This is a genomic window from Curtobacterium sp. LFS084 (assembly GCF_047977705.1).
In the GTDB taxonomy this organism is placed as follows: Bacteria; Actinomycetota; Actinomycetes; order Actinomycetales; family Microbacteriaceae; genus Curtobacterium.
Map to the genome: position 1 here is coordinate 123111 of NZ_JBFPFM010000004.1, position 14276 is coordinate 137386.

At 63.3% G+C, this 14276-nt stretch carries 13 protein-coding genes; 5 read left to right on the top strand and 8 right to left on the bottom strand.

Going from position 1 to position 14276, the window contains the following annotated elements; genetic code table 11:
- The first annotated feature begins 37 nt into the window (after positions 1–37).
- A complete protein-coding gene (locus tag ACNQOV_RS04445) occupies positions 38–1060 on the top strand; it encodes a LacI family DNA-binding transcriptional regulator (protein WP_416393527.1) in 1023 nt (340 codons plus the stop codon).
- 206 nt (positions 1061–1266) lie between these two features.
- On the opposite strand, the gene ACNQOV_RS04450 is transcribed toward ACNQOV_RS04445, so the two are convergent.
- The 3 genes from ACNQOV_RS04450 to ACNQOV_RS04460 all read right to left on the bottom strand — a co-directional run bounded on the left by ACNQOV_RS04450 (position 1267) and on the right by ACNQOV_RS04460 (position 4796).
- Positions 1267–2766, bottom strand: a complete 1500-nt coding sequence (locus ACNQOV_RS04450; RefSeq protein ID WP_416393528.1) for an APC family permease — start codon at positions 2764–2766, stop codon at positions 1267–1269.
- 367 nt (positions 2767–3133) lie between these two features.
- Positions 3134–4324 (bottom strand): cytochrome P450, encoded by a 1191-nt coding sequence (locus ACNQOV_RS04455; protein WP_416393529.1) that lies wholly within the window; start codon positions 4322–4324, stop codon positions 3134–3136.
- 13 nt (positions 4325–4337) lie between these two features.
- A complete protein-coding gene (locus ACNQOV_RS04460; RefSeq protein ID WP_416393530.1) occupies positions 4338–4796 on the bottom strand; it encodes a flavodoxin family protein in 459 nt (152 codons plus the stop codon).
- Between the two features lie 192 nt (positions 4797–4988).
- Between ACNQOV_RS04460 and ACNQOV_RS04465 the strand changes: the two genes are divergently transcribed.
- A complete protein-coding gene (locus ACNQOV_RS04465) occupies positions 4989–5669 on the top strand; it encodes a TetR/AcrR family transcriptional regulator (RefSeq protein ID WP_416393531.1) in 681 nt (226 codons plus the stop codon).
- Positions 5670–5678: 9 nt separating this feature from the next.
- Here ACNQOV_RS04465 and ACNQOV_RS04470 read toward each other — a convergent pair whose 3' ends face one another.
- The gene (locus ACNQOV_RS04470; RefSeq protein WP_416393601.1) at positions 5679–7013 is read right to left on the bottom strand and encodes an MFS transporter; all 1335 of its coding nucleotides are present in this window, start codon (positions 7011–7013) and stop codon (positions 5679–5681) included.
- A 17-nt stretch (positions 7014–7030) separates the two neighbouring features.
- The gene (locus ACNQOV_RS04475) at positions 7031–8275 is read right to left on the bottom strand and encodes an FAD-dependent oxidoreductase (RefSeq protein ID WP_416393532.1); all 1245 of its coding nucleotides are present in this window, start codon (positions 8273–8275) and stop codon (positions 7031–7033) included.
- A gap of 137 nt (positions 8276–8412) precedes the next feature.
- Here ACNQOV_RS04475 and ACNQOV_RS04480 point away from each other — a divergent pair, with 137 nt between their 5' ends.
- Together ACNQOV_RS04480 and ACNQOV_RS04485 are read left to right on the top strand one after the other, a co-directional pair.
- Positions 8413–9228 (top strand): hypothetical protein, encoded by an 816-nt coding sequence (locus ACNQOV_RS04480; protein WP_416393533.1) that lies wholly within the window; start codon positions 8413–8415, stop codon positions 9226–9228.
- Between the two features lie 42 nt (positions 9229–9270).
- Positions 9271–9840 carry a hypothetical protein gene (locus tag ACNQOV_RS04485; protein ID WP_416393534.1) on the top strand — a complete coding sequence of 190 codons (570 nt, stop codon included), beginning with the start codon at positions 9271–9273 and terminating at the stop codon, positions 9838–9840.
- Positions 9841–9851: 11 nt separating this feature from the next.
- Here ACNQOV_RS04485 and ACNQOV_RS04490 read toward each other — a convergent pair whose 3' ends face one another.
- Complete coding sequence (locus ACNQOV_RS04490; RefSeq protein ID WP_416393535.1) at positions 9852–10634, bottom strand: nucleotidyl transferase AbiEii/AbiGii toxin family protein; 783 nt, start codon at positions 10632–10634, stop codon at positions 9852–9854.
- Positions 10631–10948: a hypothetical protein gene (locus ACNQOV_RS04495; protein ID WP_416393536.1), complete on the bottom strand. Its 318-nt coding sequence runs from the start codon at positions 10946–10948 to the stop codon at positions 10631–10633. The genes ACNQOV_RS04490 and ACNQOV_RS04495 overlap by 4 nt, the downstream gene beginning before the upstream one ends.
- Before the next feature lie 1152 nt (positions 10949–12100).
- Between ACNQOV_RS04495 and ACNQOV_RS04500 the strand changes: the two genes are divergently transcribed.
- Complete coding sequence (locus tag ACNQOV_RS04500) at positions 12101–12859, top strand: YfbU family protein (RefSeq protein WP_416393537.1); 759 nt, start codon at positions 12101–12103, stop codon at positions 12857–12859.
- A 284-nt stretch (positions 12860–13143) separates the two neighbouring features.
- Here the strand turns inward: ACNQOV_RS04500 and ACNQOV_RS04505 are convergent, their stop codons facing one another.
- The gene (locus ACNQOV_RS04505; protein WP_416393539.1) at positions 13144–13824 is read right to left on the bottom strand and encodes a hypothetical protein; all 681 of its coding nucleotides are present in this window, start codon (positions 13822–13824) and stop codon (positions 13144–13146) included.
- Positions 13825–14276: the final 452 nt, after the last annotated feature.

The window sequence follows — 14276 nt, forward strand, 5'->3', positions numbered from 1 at the left end:
TCGTCGCGCTAGTCTGGCGAACCAGAGAGGAGGCCCCGTGACGCACCTAGCACCCGGCCAACGCTCCACCATCCGCGACGTAGCGGACCTGGCGGGCGTGAGCCACGCCACTGTCTCTCGATACTTAAACGGCCGCTCGTATGTCTCTTCCGAGACGGGACGAGCGATCGACCGCGCTGTTGCCGCAACCGGCTATGTGAAGAACAACACTGCCAGAGCGCTCGTCATGCGAAAGAACTTCTCGGTCGCGTTAGTAGTACGTGAACATAGCGATCTGTTCTTCGACGACCCCAACCTTAGCGGGATGGCTATTGGAGCGAATGCAACATTCTCCGAGCGTGGCTACCAGATGTCGATTCTGATTGTCGAAAGCGATGCTTCGGCCGCTCGCGTAATTGAGATGATCGGCGGAGGTGCCGTCGACGGGGCCCTCCTGCTGGCCATGCATATTGAGGATCCGGTCGTTGCCGCGCTGGCGAACTCGGGCACGCCCCTCGTGACGTCGAGCACACCGCTCGCGGAGTCGTCAGTGACCTCCGTCGACACAGACAACGTCGGCGGAGCACGAGCCATATCGGAGCGGCTCACCATGTCGGGCCGGCAGCGAATCGCCATCATCAACGGCCCGCCTGAGGCCCCGGTCACACCCTTGCGATATCAGGGATATCAGGAAGGCTTAGGCAACCTATACGACCCTGAACTGGTGGTATGGGCGAATGCCTGGACTGCGGAGGAAGGCCGACGTGCCCTTCGTGATCTTCTGCACTTGGAACCGCGTCTTGATGCGGTTGTCGCGGCATCCGATGCGCTCGCAGCGGGTGTAATCGATGCGGCTGGTGCGGAAGGGCTGAGTGTGCCCGCTGACATTGCTGTCGTCGGGTTCGATGACTCCGCCTGGGCCATACGTACTACGCCCCAAATTTCCACCGTGCGTCAATCAGCTCGACAAACGGGAATTCGGATGGCGGAAATGTTACTCGACGAAATTGACGGCAGCGCAGTTCGAGGGCGGCATGAGATTCTGCCGAACGAGATCGTGTGGCGTGACTCCGCTGGGTAGTCGCGGAGACGGATCTTGGGCAGGACCGGAATTCATGAGGACTGCGCGTTGTCGCTCGCTCGGCGCTGAAGGGAAAAAGCGCAAAACCGCTGGTGCTACAACCACTGCGGTTTCGTTGCAACAGTGACGCGTCAGATGCGTGACGCACGCCGAAGATCGCCGCCGTAATTGCGGCGACCCTCGGCATGTGACGTCGCGAGCTCGTTCTAGCTGACGGAGTGGTGCTCCTCGTCGACGGCGCGGCCCAAACGGGCGTACCAGTCCGGCCGGTTACGTCGGAAGTGCAGCGCCACGCAACAGCCGGCAACGAGCACGGCGAGCAGGACCAGCAGCATCCACAGGTTCTGTCCTGGAGCACCACCAACAAGCAAATCGAAGCGCACGATGGCGAATACGACGACGGCACTGATGAGTACAAATGCGACGATAGGTGCGGCGTAGACACGCCAGCGCCGTTCGCCAGCAGGCAGGCCCCGGCGCTTGAACCAAACCGGGATTGCCAGGCTCACCAGGGCCATGAGGATCAGGACACCTGCGGTCCCGATGCCGCTCCCTGCTCCCATGATGAACGACGGGTCGGCGCCTCCGACAACAAACGGGAGCAGCATCGCTGCAACGGCAAGGGCGGCGATCAGCGAGGCACGGTAAGGGGACCGGTGCTTGGGGTGCACAGCAGACAGCCACCCAGGCAGGGCATGATCCGCGCTGAGGTTGTGCAGATACCGAGCCGTCACGTTGTGCACGGACAAGACAGATGCGAGCGCGCTAGTCATCACCAGGAGGAGCGTGGCTTGCGCAACGGTCGCGCCGACATAGCGGGTGAGCGCCTCGGTGAACATCGTGCCAGGTGCACTGGTGGCCTTCGCAACCGCGGACGGTCCGAAAGCAATGATAAGCGTATACGCGGACAGCGCGTAGAATCCACCAATGAGCGCAACGGAGATGTATGTCGCGCGGGGAACGGTCCGATTCGGATTCATCACTTCGTCGCGGTACAGAGCGGTGGCTTCGAAACCGATGAAGTTGCTAAACGCGAAGAGCAGCGCCAGGCCTGTACCCCCGTTGATGAACGCGGCTGGATTGAACGGGGCGGCGCTGAGTCCTTCAGCTCCACCTCGAGCAAGCGTGACGACGTTGAAGACAGCGACAATGAGTACTTCGAGAACCATGACGACTCCGAGGATCTTCGCCGAGAGTTCGATGTGAAAGTGTGCCAGCACTGTGACAATCACCCAGACCAATGTGGTGCTGAACCACCATGGCACGCCCAGTCCGCTGAAATCAGCAAGGAAAGATGACACGGTTGTGCCCGCGAAAGCGTAAATGCCAACAGTGATTACCATGTAGGACACTGTCGCGAGGTAGGCCCCCCCGACGCCGAGCACTTTACCGAGGCCGAGGCTGATATAGGCGTAGAAGGCGCCTGGTCGAGGGATATGACGGGTCATCGCGGTGTAACCCACCGAGAAGATCAGTAGCGCGACTGTCGCAATAATCCAGGCAATCGGCGCAGCCTCTCCGACAAAGCCGATTGCGAAGGCGATATAGCCGGCGACGGTGACGATGGGGGCCGAGAACGCCATGACACTCAATACGAGTGAGGTGGTACCGAGTTGGCCGGAAAGCCTGCCCTCGACAGTTGCGGATTGTGACATTGTCGGAGCGACGGAGCTGCCGATTGGGGTCTCGGCGATAATCTTTGACATGCAAGATCCTTTGGGCTCGGGAGGTGCTATAGCGCTGACCGGAGGAGACTTCTGGGGTGTTGCTTGGCGCGAGGGGACAACATCAGACGAGTATTAGGTGCCATGCAGGCTCGGACCAAACTAACGCTCGTTCGGAAGCCTAGGAGACCAATGTTTCGTCCGCGTGACGACTTGAGCGTTGTTGTGTTACCGGGTTATTGCGGAATGCGTACTCGTCTGGAAACAACGATGGCGCCGCAGGCCAAAGCCCGCGGCGCCACCGTGATAGTTCATTTATGAGATCATCGCCGGATCGGAAGCCAGCGCAGCTCAAGGCTGGTGTAGTAACCGTCGAGAAGCCAGCGCAGAATCTGCCGAATTCGGTTTGTCATCGCAGCGCCACCGGGAGGGTCTTGTATGCGACGAGTCGGTCAGTGCGAACCAGTTCAGGTTCGGCGAGGATTTCTACGGAATCGAACCGTTCGCTGACCATGGTCAACACGGCATCAACTTCCGCGCGAGCAATGAGCTGCCCAGCACAACTGTGGGTCCCGAGCCCGAACGTGAGGTTGCGGCTGGCATCGAGAGGGCGCTCCCAATCGAATCGATCTGGTTCCGGGAAAACGTCCGGGTCACGATTCACGGCTCCGACGGGGAATTTCAGCTGCGAGCCGGCGGGGATGTTTACACCATGAATGGTGATGTCCTCAGTAGGGAAGCGAGTGAGGATCAACTCGACTGGCGTCAGCCGCGCGATTTCGTTCACGACACGTTCGCGAACCTCCGGCTTGTCCCGGAAGAGCTGCATCAGCCCGGGCTGCGTTGCAAATAGCTCGAATCCCGCGCCGATGAGCACGGCCGGGTTCGGGCCGCCGGACATGTAAAACAGCACGATGTTCTCGAGCGCCTCCCGCCACGTGATATCGCCATTCACGTGCGCAGTGAGGATTGCGTCGGCGAGCCCTGATCCGGGATTGGCAGCTTTGGCATGCAGAAGTTCGCTGGTGGTGTTGAAGAGATACTCCAAGCCGCGGACGGAGACCTCACGAGTGCCCGGTGCAGGGTCAGTTGCCTGGATGAGCATCGCGTCCCACAGGGCCCAGAACAGCTTCTCCGGGTCACCGGCCGGCAGGTCAAGGACCCGCGCCATGGTGACGTGGGTGGGGACCACGCCGAAGTCCCAGTGGGCGTCCACGGGAGTTCCGGGCTCGTAGGTCGCCAACCGGTCTGTGATCGATTCGCGGGTGAACTGAACCCAGTCTCTGATCAGTTTCGGGGTGAACCAGCGGCTGAAGAGTCGACGTGCTTTCGCGTGGTCCGGCGGGTCCTTCGCGAGGACCGTGTTACCGAATGCTTCCCACGGGTTCGGATCGACCCAGTCCGCCTCTCGGATGCTCATGATGGGCAATTTGGCGTAATGCATGACGTCGTCATATCGCGTCAGCACGAACGTTCGGTCATCCGTTTGGTGCACAGGAGCCGCCGCGCGAGCGGCCGCGTACCAGGGATAGGGATTTTGTTGGAACTGGGGATCACTCCACGGGAACAGGTCCGCGGCGGGCGTCAGTGTGAGACTCATGAAGGTGTTCCGATCAGCTTGTGGTCGTGAGAGTGAGATTGCTGATGACGGCGCTCGTCCAGGCCACTGCTGGCTCGATGGGTGATGCGCCGGAGGAAGCGTCGTGCTTGCCGGTGTCGCCAACCTGTTCTGCGCCCAGATGGGTAAGCAGTTTGCGCAGTGTGTCGATTCCGTTGTTGTAGAACTCGTACGTGCTGTCGCCGAGGCCGAACGCGGCGAACCTGACGCCGCTGAGATCCGGCTGCAACAGGTCCAATGCAGCGACGAATGGTTCAGCGCTGGCAGGTAGATCGCCCTCGTTATAGGTGGAGCTCACCAAAATGACCGTTGCCGGATTGAGGGAGGCGACATCAACGTCGGACAGATCCTGCGATGTTGCCTCGAGTCCGTGACCTGCGAGAGCGTCGACGATCTCGTCGGCAACCATCTCTGCGTTTCCTGACTCAGTGCCGTACATCACTCGAACGTTCATCAGAGGACTCCTCTCGTGTAGCGTTCGCCGCCGAACGCACGTTCGTTAGGTTACGCGCGGCCTGTTTCCGAAATGTTGCGGGTAGATGACATCTGCCGTCACCGCACTGCGCGAGGCGCGCCGGAGGCCAGGTCCTGGCTGCGATACTCTTTGGGTGAGTGCTCGAACCGTCGGCACTGTCGATGGAGGATGATGAGCTCGACGCACCGCCTGGACGCCGCCAAGCGACTGCAGCAACATCTCGAGCAGTTCGACTGGTCGGCGCAGACCGCTTCTCGTCAGCAGGCACTGGAGGCGTTTCTTCGGTTGGCGAACGTGCACGGCTTTACGGCAGTGACGATGCGGATGCTTGCGTCGGAGCTGCACATCAAGGCACCGAGCCTGTACGCGCATTTTCCTGAGGGCAAGGACGAGATCGTTGCGGTTTCGTTGCGTTGGCATTTCTCAAAGTTCGGGTCGGCTATCCTCAATGCCGTCGACGCTGCTGTCGGCCCTGCAGCATTCTGGGACGCTCTCGTCGCAACGCATCTTTCACGTCAGGTGCGTCTCCCAGAGAGTAACCTTTGGGATCTCCTAGTCGCCACTGACCGCACCGTGCATTTTCTTCCTGTCGCAGTTCGTGCGGACGTAGATGCGCTGGTACGGCACTACGAGGATATGTATCGGGCAACTGCCACTGATATGGGCGTGGCGCTGTCGGAAGAAATTCTCGCGTTGGTGATGACCGTGTTGGAAGGAGCCACGCGTTGGTGCCGACCAGATGATCTCCCCGATGGCATTGCACGAGCACAGCAGGTGAGCAGAATGCTCCTGAAACTGCCCGCTGCGGCGTCGTCTCAGCTCTCCGCCGATGAGGTCGAGGACGCGCGCTGACACGCTGACTCAGGGCAGGGGCGACTGGCGTCCGACGCCTGCTACCGGAAGTTCGCTGTCGTTTGCAGTTGTCCCGGTGTTCGCTGCTCGAGATCGTCTTAGGAGCAGTATCGTGATTGCTGTTCCCGCGCTTACGAGAATCGTCGCGCCGCCCTGTACCCAGGCGAATGCGCCGCCAAGTAGGTCGGCCGTGCCGGGGCTTCCGACCAGCGCGACACGTGCGACTGCGTCCGTCGCCGATGCGTGAATGACGGCGTTCAGTGTCGCTCCGAATGCTGCGACGGCCGCTGCCTCCGCTCCCAGTCGGACGAAGTTGAATACGCCCGCAGCGGTGCCAGTGGAACCCTTCGGCGCCGCCAGCAGGGCCTCTCGGTCGAGGATGCCGAGTGGCAAGCCGAATCCGATACCTACCAGTGCCATGCCTACGGCGACCACCGCTGGATGAAGGAAGTGTGCGCCGATCAGCACGACATCACCGATGAGCAAGCTCACCAGTGCAGCGACGATGACTCGTTCCGGCGAGCTGGCTCCCTTTCGCCCTGTCATCATCGTGCCGGCGAAGGAGGCCAGTAGCAACGGCGCAGTCAGGAGCAGCATCGCCACACCGGCTCCGGCGGCCGCAAGATGCCAGCTCGCCCGCAATACGAGCGGGAGATAGGTCAGGAGCGTGATGCAGCCCAGAGCCTGTAAGACCGGAACGCAGCACACCGCTACGAAACGCGGCTGCAGCACAGCATGAAGGGGTGGCAGCGGCGCGTCCAACCTCGTCGTCCGCTGCAGCACCGCGGCGGTACGCCCCGGCAAGGGGCCGCCCAGGAGGGCACCTGCGAGGACCACCGCTCCGAGTGTTGCAAACGCGGCACGCCACCCGACAGCATCGGCGAGGATACCTGCGATCGTCGGCCCGAGCGCGAGTCCGACGCCCATCACCACCCCGAAATTCGCGAACGCTCGACCGCGTGCGATCGGTGAAGTCGCCGTCGCGATCAGCCCGGTGCTCGCTGTCAGCAATGCCGCTGCGCCAGCACCGACAGCAGCGCGGGCACAATCAAGTACCACAAGAGTCGGTGCTGCGGCACTGAGAGCAGAACCTGCAACGAAAACTCCCGCCCCAATCCTTAACACCACATGGTGACCAACCCGGTCTGCGGCGGAACCCCACAGCAGCGTGCTTCCAGCGAACGCGACGTTGAACGCGTTCACTACCCATTGCAGAGGCAACGGAGCCGTTCCGAGAGTCGCCGAAACCGCTGGGAGAGTGACCGCAGTGCCGGCGACTGACATCGGCACCACGAAAACTGACAACAGGATTCCAAAGAGGCTCCGTGCCCGCAAAAGCCGCATCGGAGGCGGTGCGCCGGTCACGGTGCAGCAGTGAAGGCCGCCGCAAGCAGCTCCTCCTGCGTGCTGAACTTGCGTCGGCACCGATCAGTACCAGCACGCGCCTGCTCCGCCTCGTCTATCCGCTTCCACGCGACGTAGTCAGTGTGCTGTGAGGGCACACGTGCGGACAGACCTGACCATCCCGACCGGGGGTGAGTGAGCGTTCCGAGCGTTTTGAGGATTGCGGCGGCGGCTTCTTGTCCGGCTTTGCGGTTCTGCGCGAGGCTCCCGAGAACACCGGTCCCGCAGCCACCAACCGTCCGCACTCGCCGGGACAACACCGGCAGGTCGACGTCGCCGATCGGCTTCGCGGTGTCGACGAATCCGATTGCAGTGATCACCGTGTCAGCCTCGATCACGACGGAGCTCATGTCGCGGCCGTGACCATGCACCTCCAGTGCGCCGGCGGCGGAGGAGGTGAGCTGCTCGAGCGTGAAGTCGAACTGCACGTCAACAAGCAGGGGTTCAGCTGTGGCGTCCGTGCTCGTCGGGGCCACCGTCGCGGATTCGGTGACGAACGCGACGCCATCGATGGTGAGGTCGATCCGTGCGACGCCGGCAAGTTCTCGCAGCATTGAAGGATCCCACTTCGCGGCTGTTGCGGGGCCTCGTCCAAAAATCCGCACACGACGGATCTGATCCGGACGCAGCAGATCACGGGCCCCATCGTCAACGTCAGAGCCATGTAGTTCCGCGCGGGACTTCGCGAGCAAGCGCACCACATCGATGGCGACGTTGCCGGTGCCGATAATCGCGATCTCGCTGCCGAGGCCGCGCTTCGGCAGCGCGGACGTGGTCCGCAGCCGCGCAAACGGGTGTGCGTTGAGAAGCCGTACGATCTCACCGGATCCAACGACGCCCGGCAGATCAGCTCCAGGAACGGAAAGCGGCCGGTCCTCCGGAAGACCGGTCGCGACGACGACAGCATCAAAGTGGTTCTGAAGATCGGACAGGGTCAGGTCACGGCCGATGTGCACGCCGCCCACAAATCGGACGTGACCGTCTGCGAAGATGCGATCGAACTGCCGAGTCACAGCCTTCATCCCCTGATGATCCGGCGCAATGCCATGTCGGACGAGGCCGTACGGAGTGTGCAGCGAGTCGAAGACGACGATCTCTACTTCCGGTGCGCTCTTCCTCAGGGCCGCAGCGGTGTAGCAGCCGGATGGGCCACTCCCGACGATGGCAACACTGCCATGAACGGTTCTTTGCTCCGTGACCACCAAAGCCCACCTCCAGCTGCCGAACGAACGTACGTTAGCCAGCGTAGGTGATCCAAGTTACAGACGTGTTTCAGCGCGATCCGCCGCCATGTCAGCCGGGGAGGGCTAATCTGACATAAGATACATTATCGGCACGGATGAATACCTCCAAGCTGAAGAAGGCAGGCCGCTCCGAATGGGGTAGCGGGCCTCGGTTGCGGGCGAGTCGGAAGCCGCACGGCGTCCAGGATCTAGCCGGGCGGGTCGGCTCGGGACGCACGTCGCATCGCGCGCTGGCGCTCCACCGCCGCTCGCGCCGCACGCCACATGTCGGCGAGCGGGCCAAAGTAGGACTCCCGGCCCGGAGTTCCGGCGAGCTGTCGGCCCAGGTTTCGGCGAGACAGACCACGATCGCTGACGGCCGTGCCGCCGCGCAGGCCGAACTCGACACCGCCGCTCGGGCAGTGGGGGAGCCAGACGTGCCGGCGCCATGGCAGGACCGCCCCTGGGGACACGCCGCCAACGTCGACGACCGCCTGCAGTCCGAACGGGCCGTGCAGCACGACGCCCGGAACGCGCTCGAGCAGGTCGTCGACCGGATCGCGCAGCGGGAACGGACGCTACTCAAGCTCGACCAACGTCTGGCCGACCTCGAAGCTCGCGACAACGCGAACCGGCACGCCGGCCGTCCCGTCGAGCCCGCCGAACGCGACAAGCTCGCCGACGCCCGCAACCGTCTCACCGCCGGCCTCGAGCAGGACAAGGCGCAGCAGGCGAAGCTGTCGAAGTCGTACCGGAAGGTCATGGCGCGGATTGACGACGGCGTCACCGAACAGCGCCTCCGCGGCAGCCAACCCGACCCGGTCCGCCGCAACGAGGCCAACGGTCGTGCTGCACGACGTGCACGAGCGGAGGACGTGGCGGCGCCGGCCTCGTGGCGACCCGTAGACGGAGACAACCCCTCGATCTCCTGATCACCACATGGCACAGCGGCAGTTCCCCGATACCTTCTCGGCATGGCAGAGCTCACCTGGGTCGAACTCATCATCCCCGCTGCGAGCGGCGTGGTCGGTGCGGCCATCGGCTCCCTCGGGACCGTCTTCGGCCACTGGTGGGCAAACGCGGGCGCTCTTCGACGAGAACAGATTGCGAGGGACGCGGCACGCGCGGCTGCGAAACACGCCGAACGACGCGCCTTCGAGATCGAGACGTTCAGTCGTCTCCCCGACCTCGTGCATGGTCACGTCCGAATGCGGATGCGGCTCCTCCTCGCGGACGAGAGCGCACTGATCACATCCGGGCTGCTGACCAGCAACCACCCCGCGGGCGGCGAAGAGGGGCTGGCTGTCTCGGCTGAGCTCATGCTCGTCACGAACCGGATTCTCGACGACGACCTACGCGAGCAGCTGCACACCATGCGCATGGAGATGACGGATGTCACGCGGATCGAACGCCCCATCCGCGCCGACCAGATCGTCGCGGAGTGCGACCGCCGGCGTAGCCGGCTTGGGGAGCTGGCTGACAGTGCCCTCGTGCTGGTGACGACCCATCAGCGTGCCCTCTACCGCGACGAGCCTGCTACCTAATCGGTAGGAGGTCAGACGATGATTGGCCCCGGACGCTCACGCCGTGGAGTTGCCGCCGTCGACCGTGCTGTGTCAGTGGGCCAGGGACTTTTTGGCACAGCGAGTCGTGACGGTGAGACGGTCGTTGCTGGCGTGCGCTGGTCAGCCGACCGCGGCGCGATCGTGTCCGCCCAGTCGAGGATCCGGGTGCGGAGCGCGGTCAGGTCCTCGCCGGTTGTGCCGTAGTCGGCGAACCGGCCGTCTCGGATCCGGGCCACTTGCCGGAGCTGGGTCGCGTAGGTGGCACGGTCGAACCCGTCGTCGCGGGTCTCGGCCATCTGCAGCAGCTGCTCGTCGGTGAAGCGGCCGGACTGGCGGATCGCGTCGACGTCGATGAAGTCGCGGGCCTCGAGACGGGTGTAGATCGCGCCGACCTTGCTGCCGACGGCGTCCTCGACCGCGAGCACTGGACCGACCTGTAGGGACACCGGTTCGGTGCTGCGCCAATCGACGGCGAGGTCCATGTCCACTGCCTGCCCGTCGGCGGTCGTCACGCGCAGTTGCGCGAACGACTCGTATCGGCGGATTTGGTCGACGGTGAACCCGCGGGCGGTTAGCTCCGCGTCGAGCGCGTCGACGGCGGCGCCGAACGACGCGGGGTCGTTGCTGAACAGGTCGACGTCGTGGGAGAGCCGGCGGATGAACCCGTGCTCCCGGATCGCGCCGGACCCAGCAAGAGCGAACGGGTGCTCGCGGAGCGCGTCGAGGGCAGCGTGGGTGACCTGTCGCTGCAGCTCTGTGGTGTCCTCGCTCACGCGGCCAGGGTGGGGAAGTGGGACTCCCACTCGGTGCGAGCGCGGCCCGGGATAAGGAGGTCGGCCCAGACCGCGTGGAGGCGAGCCGGGTGGAGGATCGCGACGAGGTCCTCGACGCGGCCCTCCTGGATCACCGACTGGTACGCCTTCTCGACGCCGTCGTCCGTGTCGAGATCGACCAGCGGGTTCGGACCCCAGTAGACGTTCAACGGCAGCTCGAGCACTCCATGCTCGGGCCCACGCAGGTCCTCGAGGCGCGCGGGCACGGCGTACGGCTTCACGTCGCTGTACAGCACACGCGTACTCATCGTCATCCCGGCACCTCCTTCTCTGGTTCCAGGCTACGGATGAACCGTGCCGGGCGCGAGTGCTTGCCTGGCTCTCTCGGGAAGCCACCCACCTGCCAGACGTGCGCGCGTCGCTGGATGCAGGGCTGATGTGGCCGACGTCGACGAAAACGAAACGGGACATGGAAGCACGACTGTCAATGATGCTTGCGCTTCTGTCGTTGTGGAACGCTTCGCCGGCAGGAGAAGTTGCACGAGAAACATGAAAACGGCCCGTCTCATAGAAACGAGACGGGCCGTTCGATCGAGATGGCCGTTTACGACGTTGCTGTGATGGCGGAGGAAACGCAATCCAACAACTGAACTGCCGTAAGCATCGTCGTCAACGTTGTCGCAATAAAGGAAATAACTACCGCGGCACTCATACGTACTGGCGTAACGTTTTCGTTCGCGGTAGACTCGTAGTGAACGCGGATGACGCAGAGGCCGCGCATCCGCATGGACATGGCGAAGCGCCTGTTCAAAATGGACCTTTCCGCCGACGGTGTACACCTGTCAAAGTTGACCGTCGACTGGTTGTGAGGGCAGAACACCCCAGCACCGCTGGGGTGTTTCTGTGTCTGGAGGATTCCGGACACAGTCAGTCTATCCCGACTTTGTCGATAACTGCGAGGCTCGGACCAGCTCGGTCCCATTCCTGTAGGAGCCACGGATGCATTGCTAGGAATTCGGTCCTATCCGTTGGTGAACGTCGGCGGTTCGATCGCGTCCAGACGAGGCTCGCCTACCGTTTACACGCTCGGCGACTGTCGGTCCTCGACTGTGGGCCCAGCGACGAGCCTTGTCGATGTCCGCGCTGAGACTTTCGTTCTGCCGGTGGTTGAGGTGCCTGTGGCCGGCGTGGGTTTTGGATGTCCTGACCCTGTGGTGCGGCCAGGTCCAGGCACGTTAGTGAACAGCGCCTCGGGAACGAGCAGTCCGAGGCGGTCCGGAAGAACGAGGTGAACGGCCGCGCTGCTCGGCGATCCCGGGCCGATGACGTGTCCGCACCGTAGACGTTGCGGCCGGCCGAGTCCGACGGCCCGTCGCTCGCTGGGGTAGAGGCACCCCAACGCGGGCATCCTCCATCCCAGACAGAAATCCTTGTATTGTTTACACGTATACGTTACGGTGAAAAGCATGAGCGAAGTCATCACCTTCCGCGTCCCCGACGACGCGTATCGCACTCTCGAAGCGACCGCACGAGAGCACGGTCTCACCGTGGGCCCGCACGCGCGGGAGATCGTCCTGTCGAGTCTCGAGCGCGACGACGATCGTGACGAGGTGGACCGTTCCGGCCAGGCCCCCGTCCCCGAGCGCCTCAGCACTGTCGAGCGGCACATGCTTGCAATGCTCCACCGGATCCATGCCCAGCAGCTCGATGCGGAGCCGGACGCTGACGGGGACTGGGAGCGTGAACGCGCAAAGGTCCTCGAGTACGGGTGGACGGGAGAGTACCCGCAGCTCTTCACCGCCATCTATGCGGAACTACCACGCCGGGACAGCGGCCTCGTCATGGACATCCTCGACATGTTCCGAGCCCTTGAGACTTCCATGGAGCGCCTCAACGATGCGGATCGTGGAAGCTTCGACGAACAGACCGCCTACCGGACGAGGTTCCGCGGTTTCGACGCCAACGACGACCACGAGAGCCGCCTGCTCAGCTATGCCCGCCACCTCGTCGTCGACCAGGGACGCTGGCCGTCATTGGCTGATCGGTTCGAGGACGACAGCCCGTATGACGGCGGAAACTCCCACCACCCCTGGCTGCCGTCGTACCTGCGCATGCTGGAGGTGTTCACGCCGATCTGGCGCGAGAAGATCCGCACCGGCGCGTACGGGGACGGATCCTTCGACCTCACCAAGGAGGAACTCCTCAAGGTCCTCGGCGCGCGGTAGCAACAAGAAGGCCCCGCTCGCCCCGGCGAGCGGGGCCTTCGCTGTCCAGCCAGGGGGAGTGCTGGGTGCGACAGGACCCGGGTGTGGGTCTGGCTTAAGCCATGCGGTAGCCGACGTGCCGTTCCCGATCCTGGACGACGGTCGCGAGCGGCCACCGCACCAGCGGTCGCCACCGCAGCATCCCCACGCGACGCTCTTCACGCCTGGGCAGGTTCTGGAGGACGAACGCGTCTCGCCTTCCAGTGCGCTGAACTGACAGACCGAGACGTGCAGACGTCGCGGAGTCATTGTGTTCCGCGGAGAGATTCGACCTCGCGGCACTGGGTGAGGTACTGGGAGCGAACCTGCTCAAGGTCCGAGGAGAACTGTGCGTCGCCGGCCGCCCGACCACTCCAGCGGGCGAGCGCGGATCGGATCGCCGTGAGGTGGCCAGTGGCGCCGAACCACTGCGGCTCGATGACCACCAGGAGCACGAGCTCGCGCATCGTCTCGAGTGGGCCGATGCTGCTGGGCGTGGCGGCGAGCAGCACATTGTCCATCTCGCCTCGGAGTAGGTCAAAGGCCGGCCGCACTGCTGCCTCTCCGACGTACGGGGTCGGTGATCCCTCGACTGGCCCGTACCGGATCAGGAGGTCCTCGACACCGCCGTTTGTCCGCTCGAAGCCAGCCGCAGAGAGCGTGTCATTGGGACGTGCGGCCCAGGCGGTGATCTCGTGGATTTGTTCGCTAAGCGCCGTAATGAGCGCCCGTAGTGCGTCCCGCAGAGCTCCTTCGGCGCGCTCCTGTGCGAGCCGCTGTTCCGCTTGTACACGACCCGCTTCGGCGTTCCGTGCGATCCGGGTCGCGACGATTGCCACGACGACGCTCGCGGCCGAAGCGAGTATCGACGTTGCTCCCACGAAGTAGTCCCACGGGGCGGGGTGACCGATTGCTGCGATGAGCTGTTCGAGGTCTCGCTGATCCACGCTGGCAGCGTCTCACAGGTCACATGGCTGCTAGTCACCCTTGATTCGAACAGTAAAACGCCTTTTATCTGACATAATGTATATTATCGGCTACCTGCCCAGGTCGAGCATCAAATGCTCGTTCGACTGAGCGAACGATCCGTCTCACTCGAGCCGTTCGAAGTCTTCTGTGCCGGTGAAGCTTGAACCTAAGTCAGCCCGATCGAGCCGCACGGCCGCGCCGAGACGCACCGGATACATACCTGCTTTCGGAAGATCGCGCGTCGGGACTGCACATCTACGAGATTTCTGACGATTTCCTACGACCGGAACGCATTGTAGCGACCACCATGAAAATGGACGGAGCACATGGCTATGAGTCTCCAGCCGTGGTGAAGGAGGCTGGAACGTATTACCTCTTTGGGTCCGACCTCACCGGATGGAGCCACAACGACGATAAGTTCGCAACCGCT

Excerpts from the sequence above, each read along its gene's own strand:
- ACNQOV_RS04480 (WP_416393533.1), top strand. The coding sequence starts at position 8,413 with ATGAATACCTCCAAGCTGAAGAAGGCAGGCCGCTCCGAATGGGGTAGC.
- ACNQOV_RS04460 (WP_416393530.1), bottom strand. The coding sequence starts at position 4,796 with ATGAACGTTCGAGTGATGTACGGCACTGAGTCAGGAAACGCAGAGATG.
- ACNQOV_RS04500 (WP_416393537.1), top strand. The coding sequence starts at position 12,101 with ATGAGCGAAGTCATCACCTTCCGCGTCCCCGACGACGCGTATCGCACT.
- ACNQOV_RS04495 (WP_416393536.1), bottom strand. The coding sequence starts at position 10,948 with ATGACGATGAGTACGCGTGTGCTGTACAGCGACGTGAAGCCGTACGCC.
- ACNQOV_RS04485 (WP_416393534.1), top strand. The coding sequence starts at position 9,271 with ATGGCAGAGCTCACCTGGGTCGAACTCATCATCCCCGCTGCGAGCGGC.
- ACNQOV_RS04470 (WP_416393601.1), bottom strand. The coding sequence starts at position 7,013 with ATGCGGCTTTTGCGGGCACGGAGCCTCTTTGGAATCCTGTTGTCAGTT.
- ACNQOV_RS04455 (WP_416393529.1), bottom strand. The coding sequence starts at position 4,324 with ATGAGTCTCACACTGACGCCCGCCGCGGACCTGTTCCCGTGGAGTGAT.
- ACNQOV_RS04465 (WP_416393531.1), top strand. The coding sequence starts at position 4,989 with ATGAGCTCGACGCACCGCCTGGACGCCGCCAAGCGACTGCAGCAACAT.
- ACNQOV_RS04450 (WP_416393528.1), bottom strand. The coding sequence starts at position 2,766 with ATGTCAAAGATTATCGCCGAGACCCCAATCGGCAGCTCCGTCGCTCCG.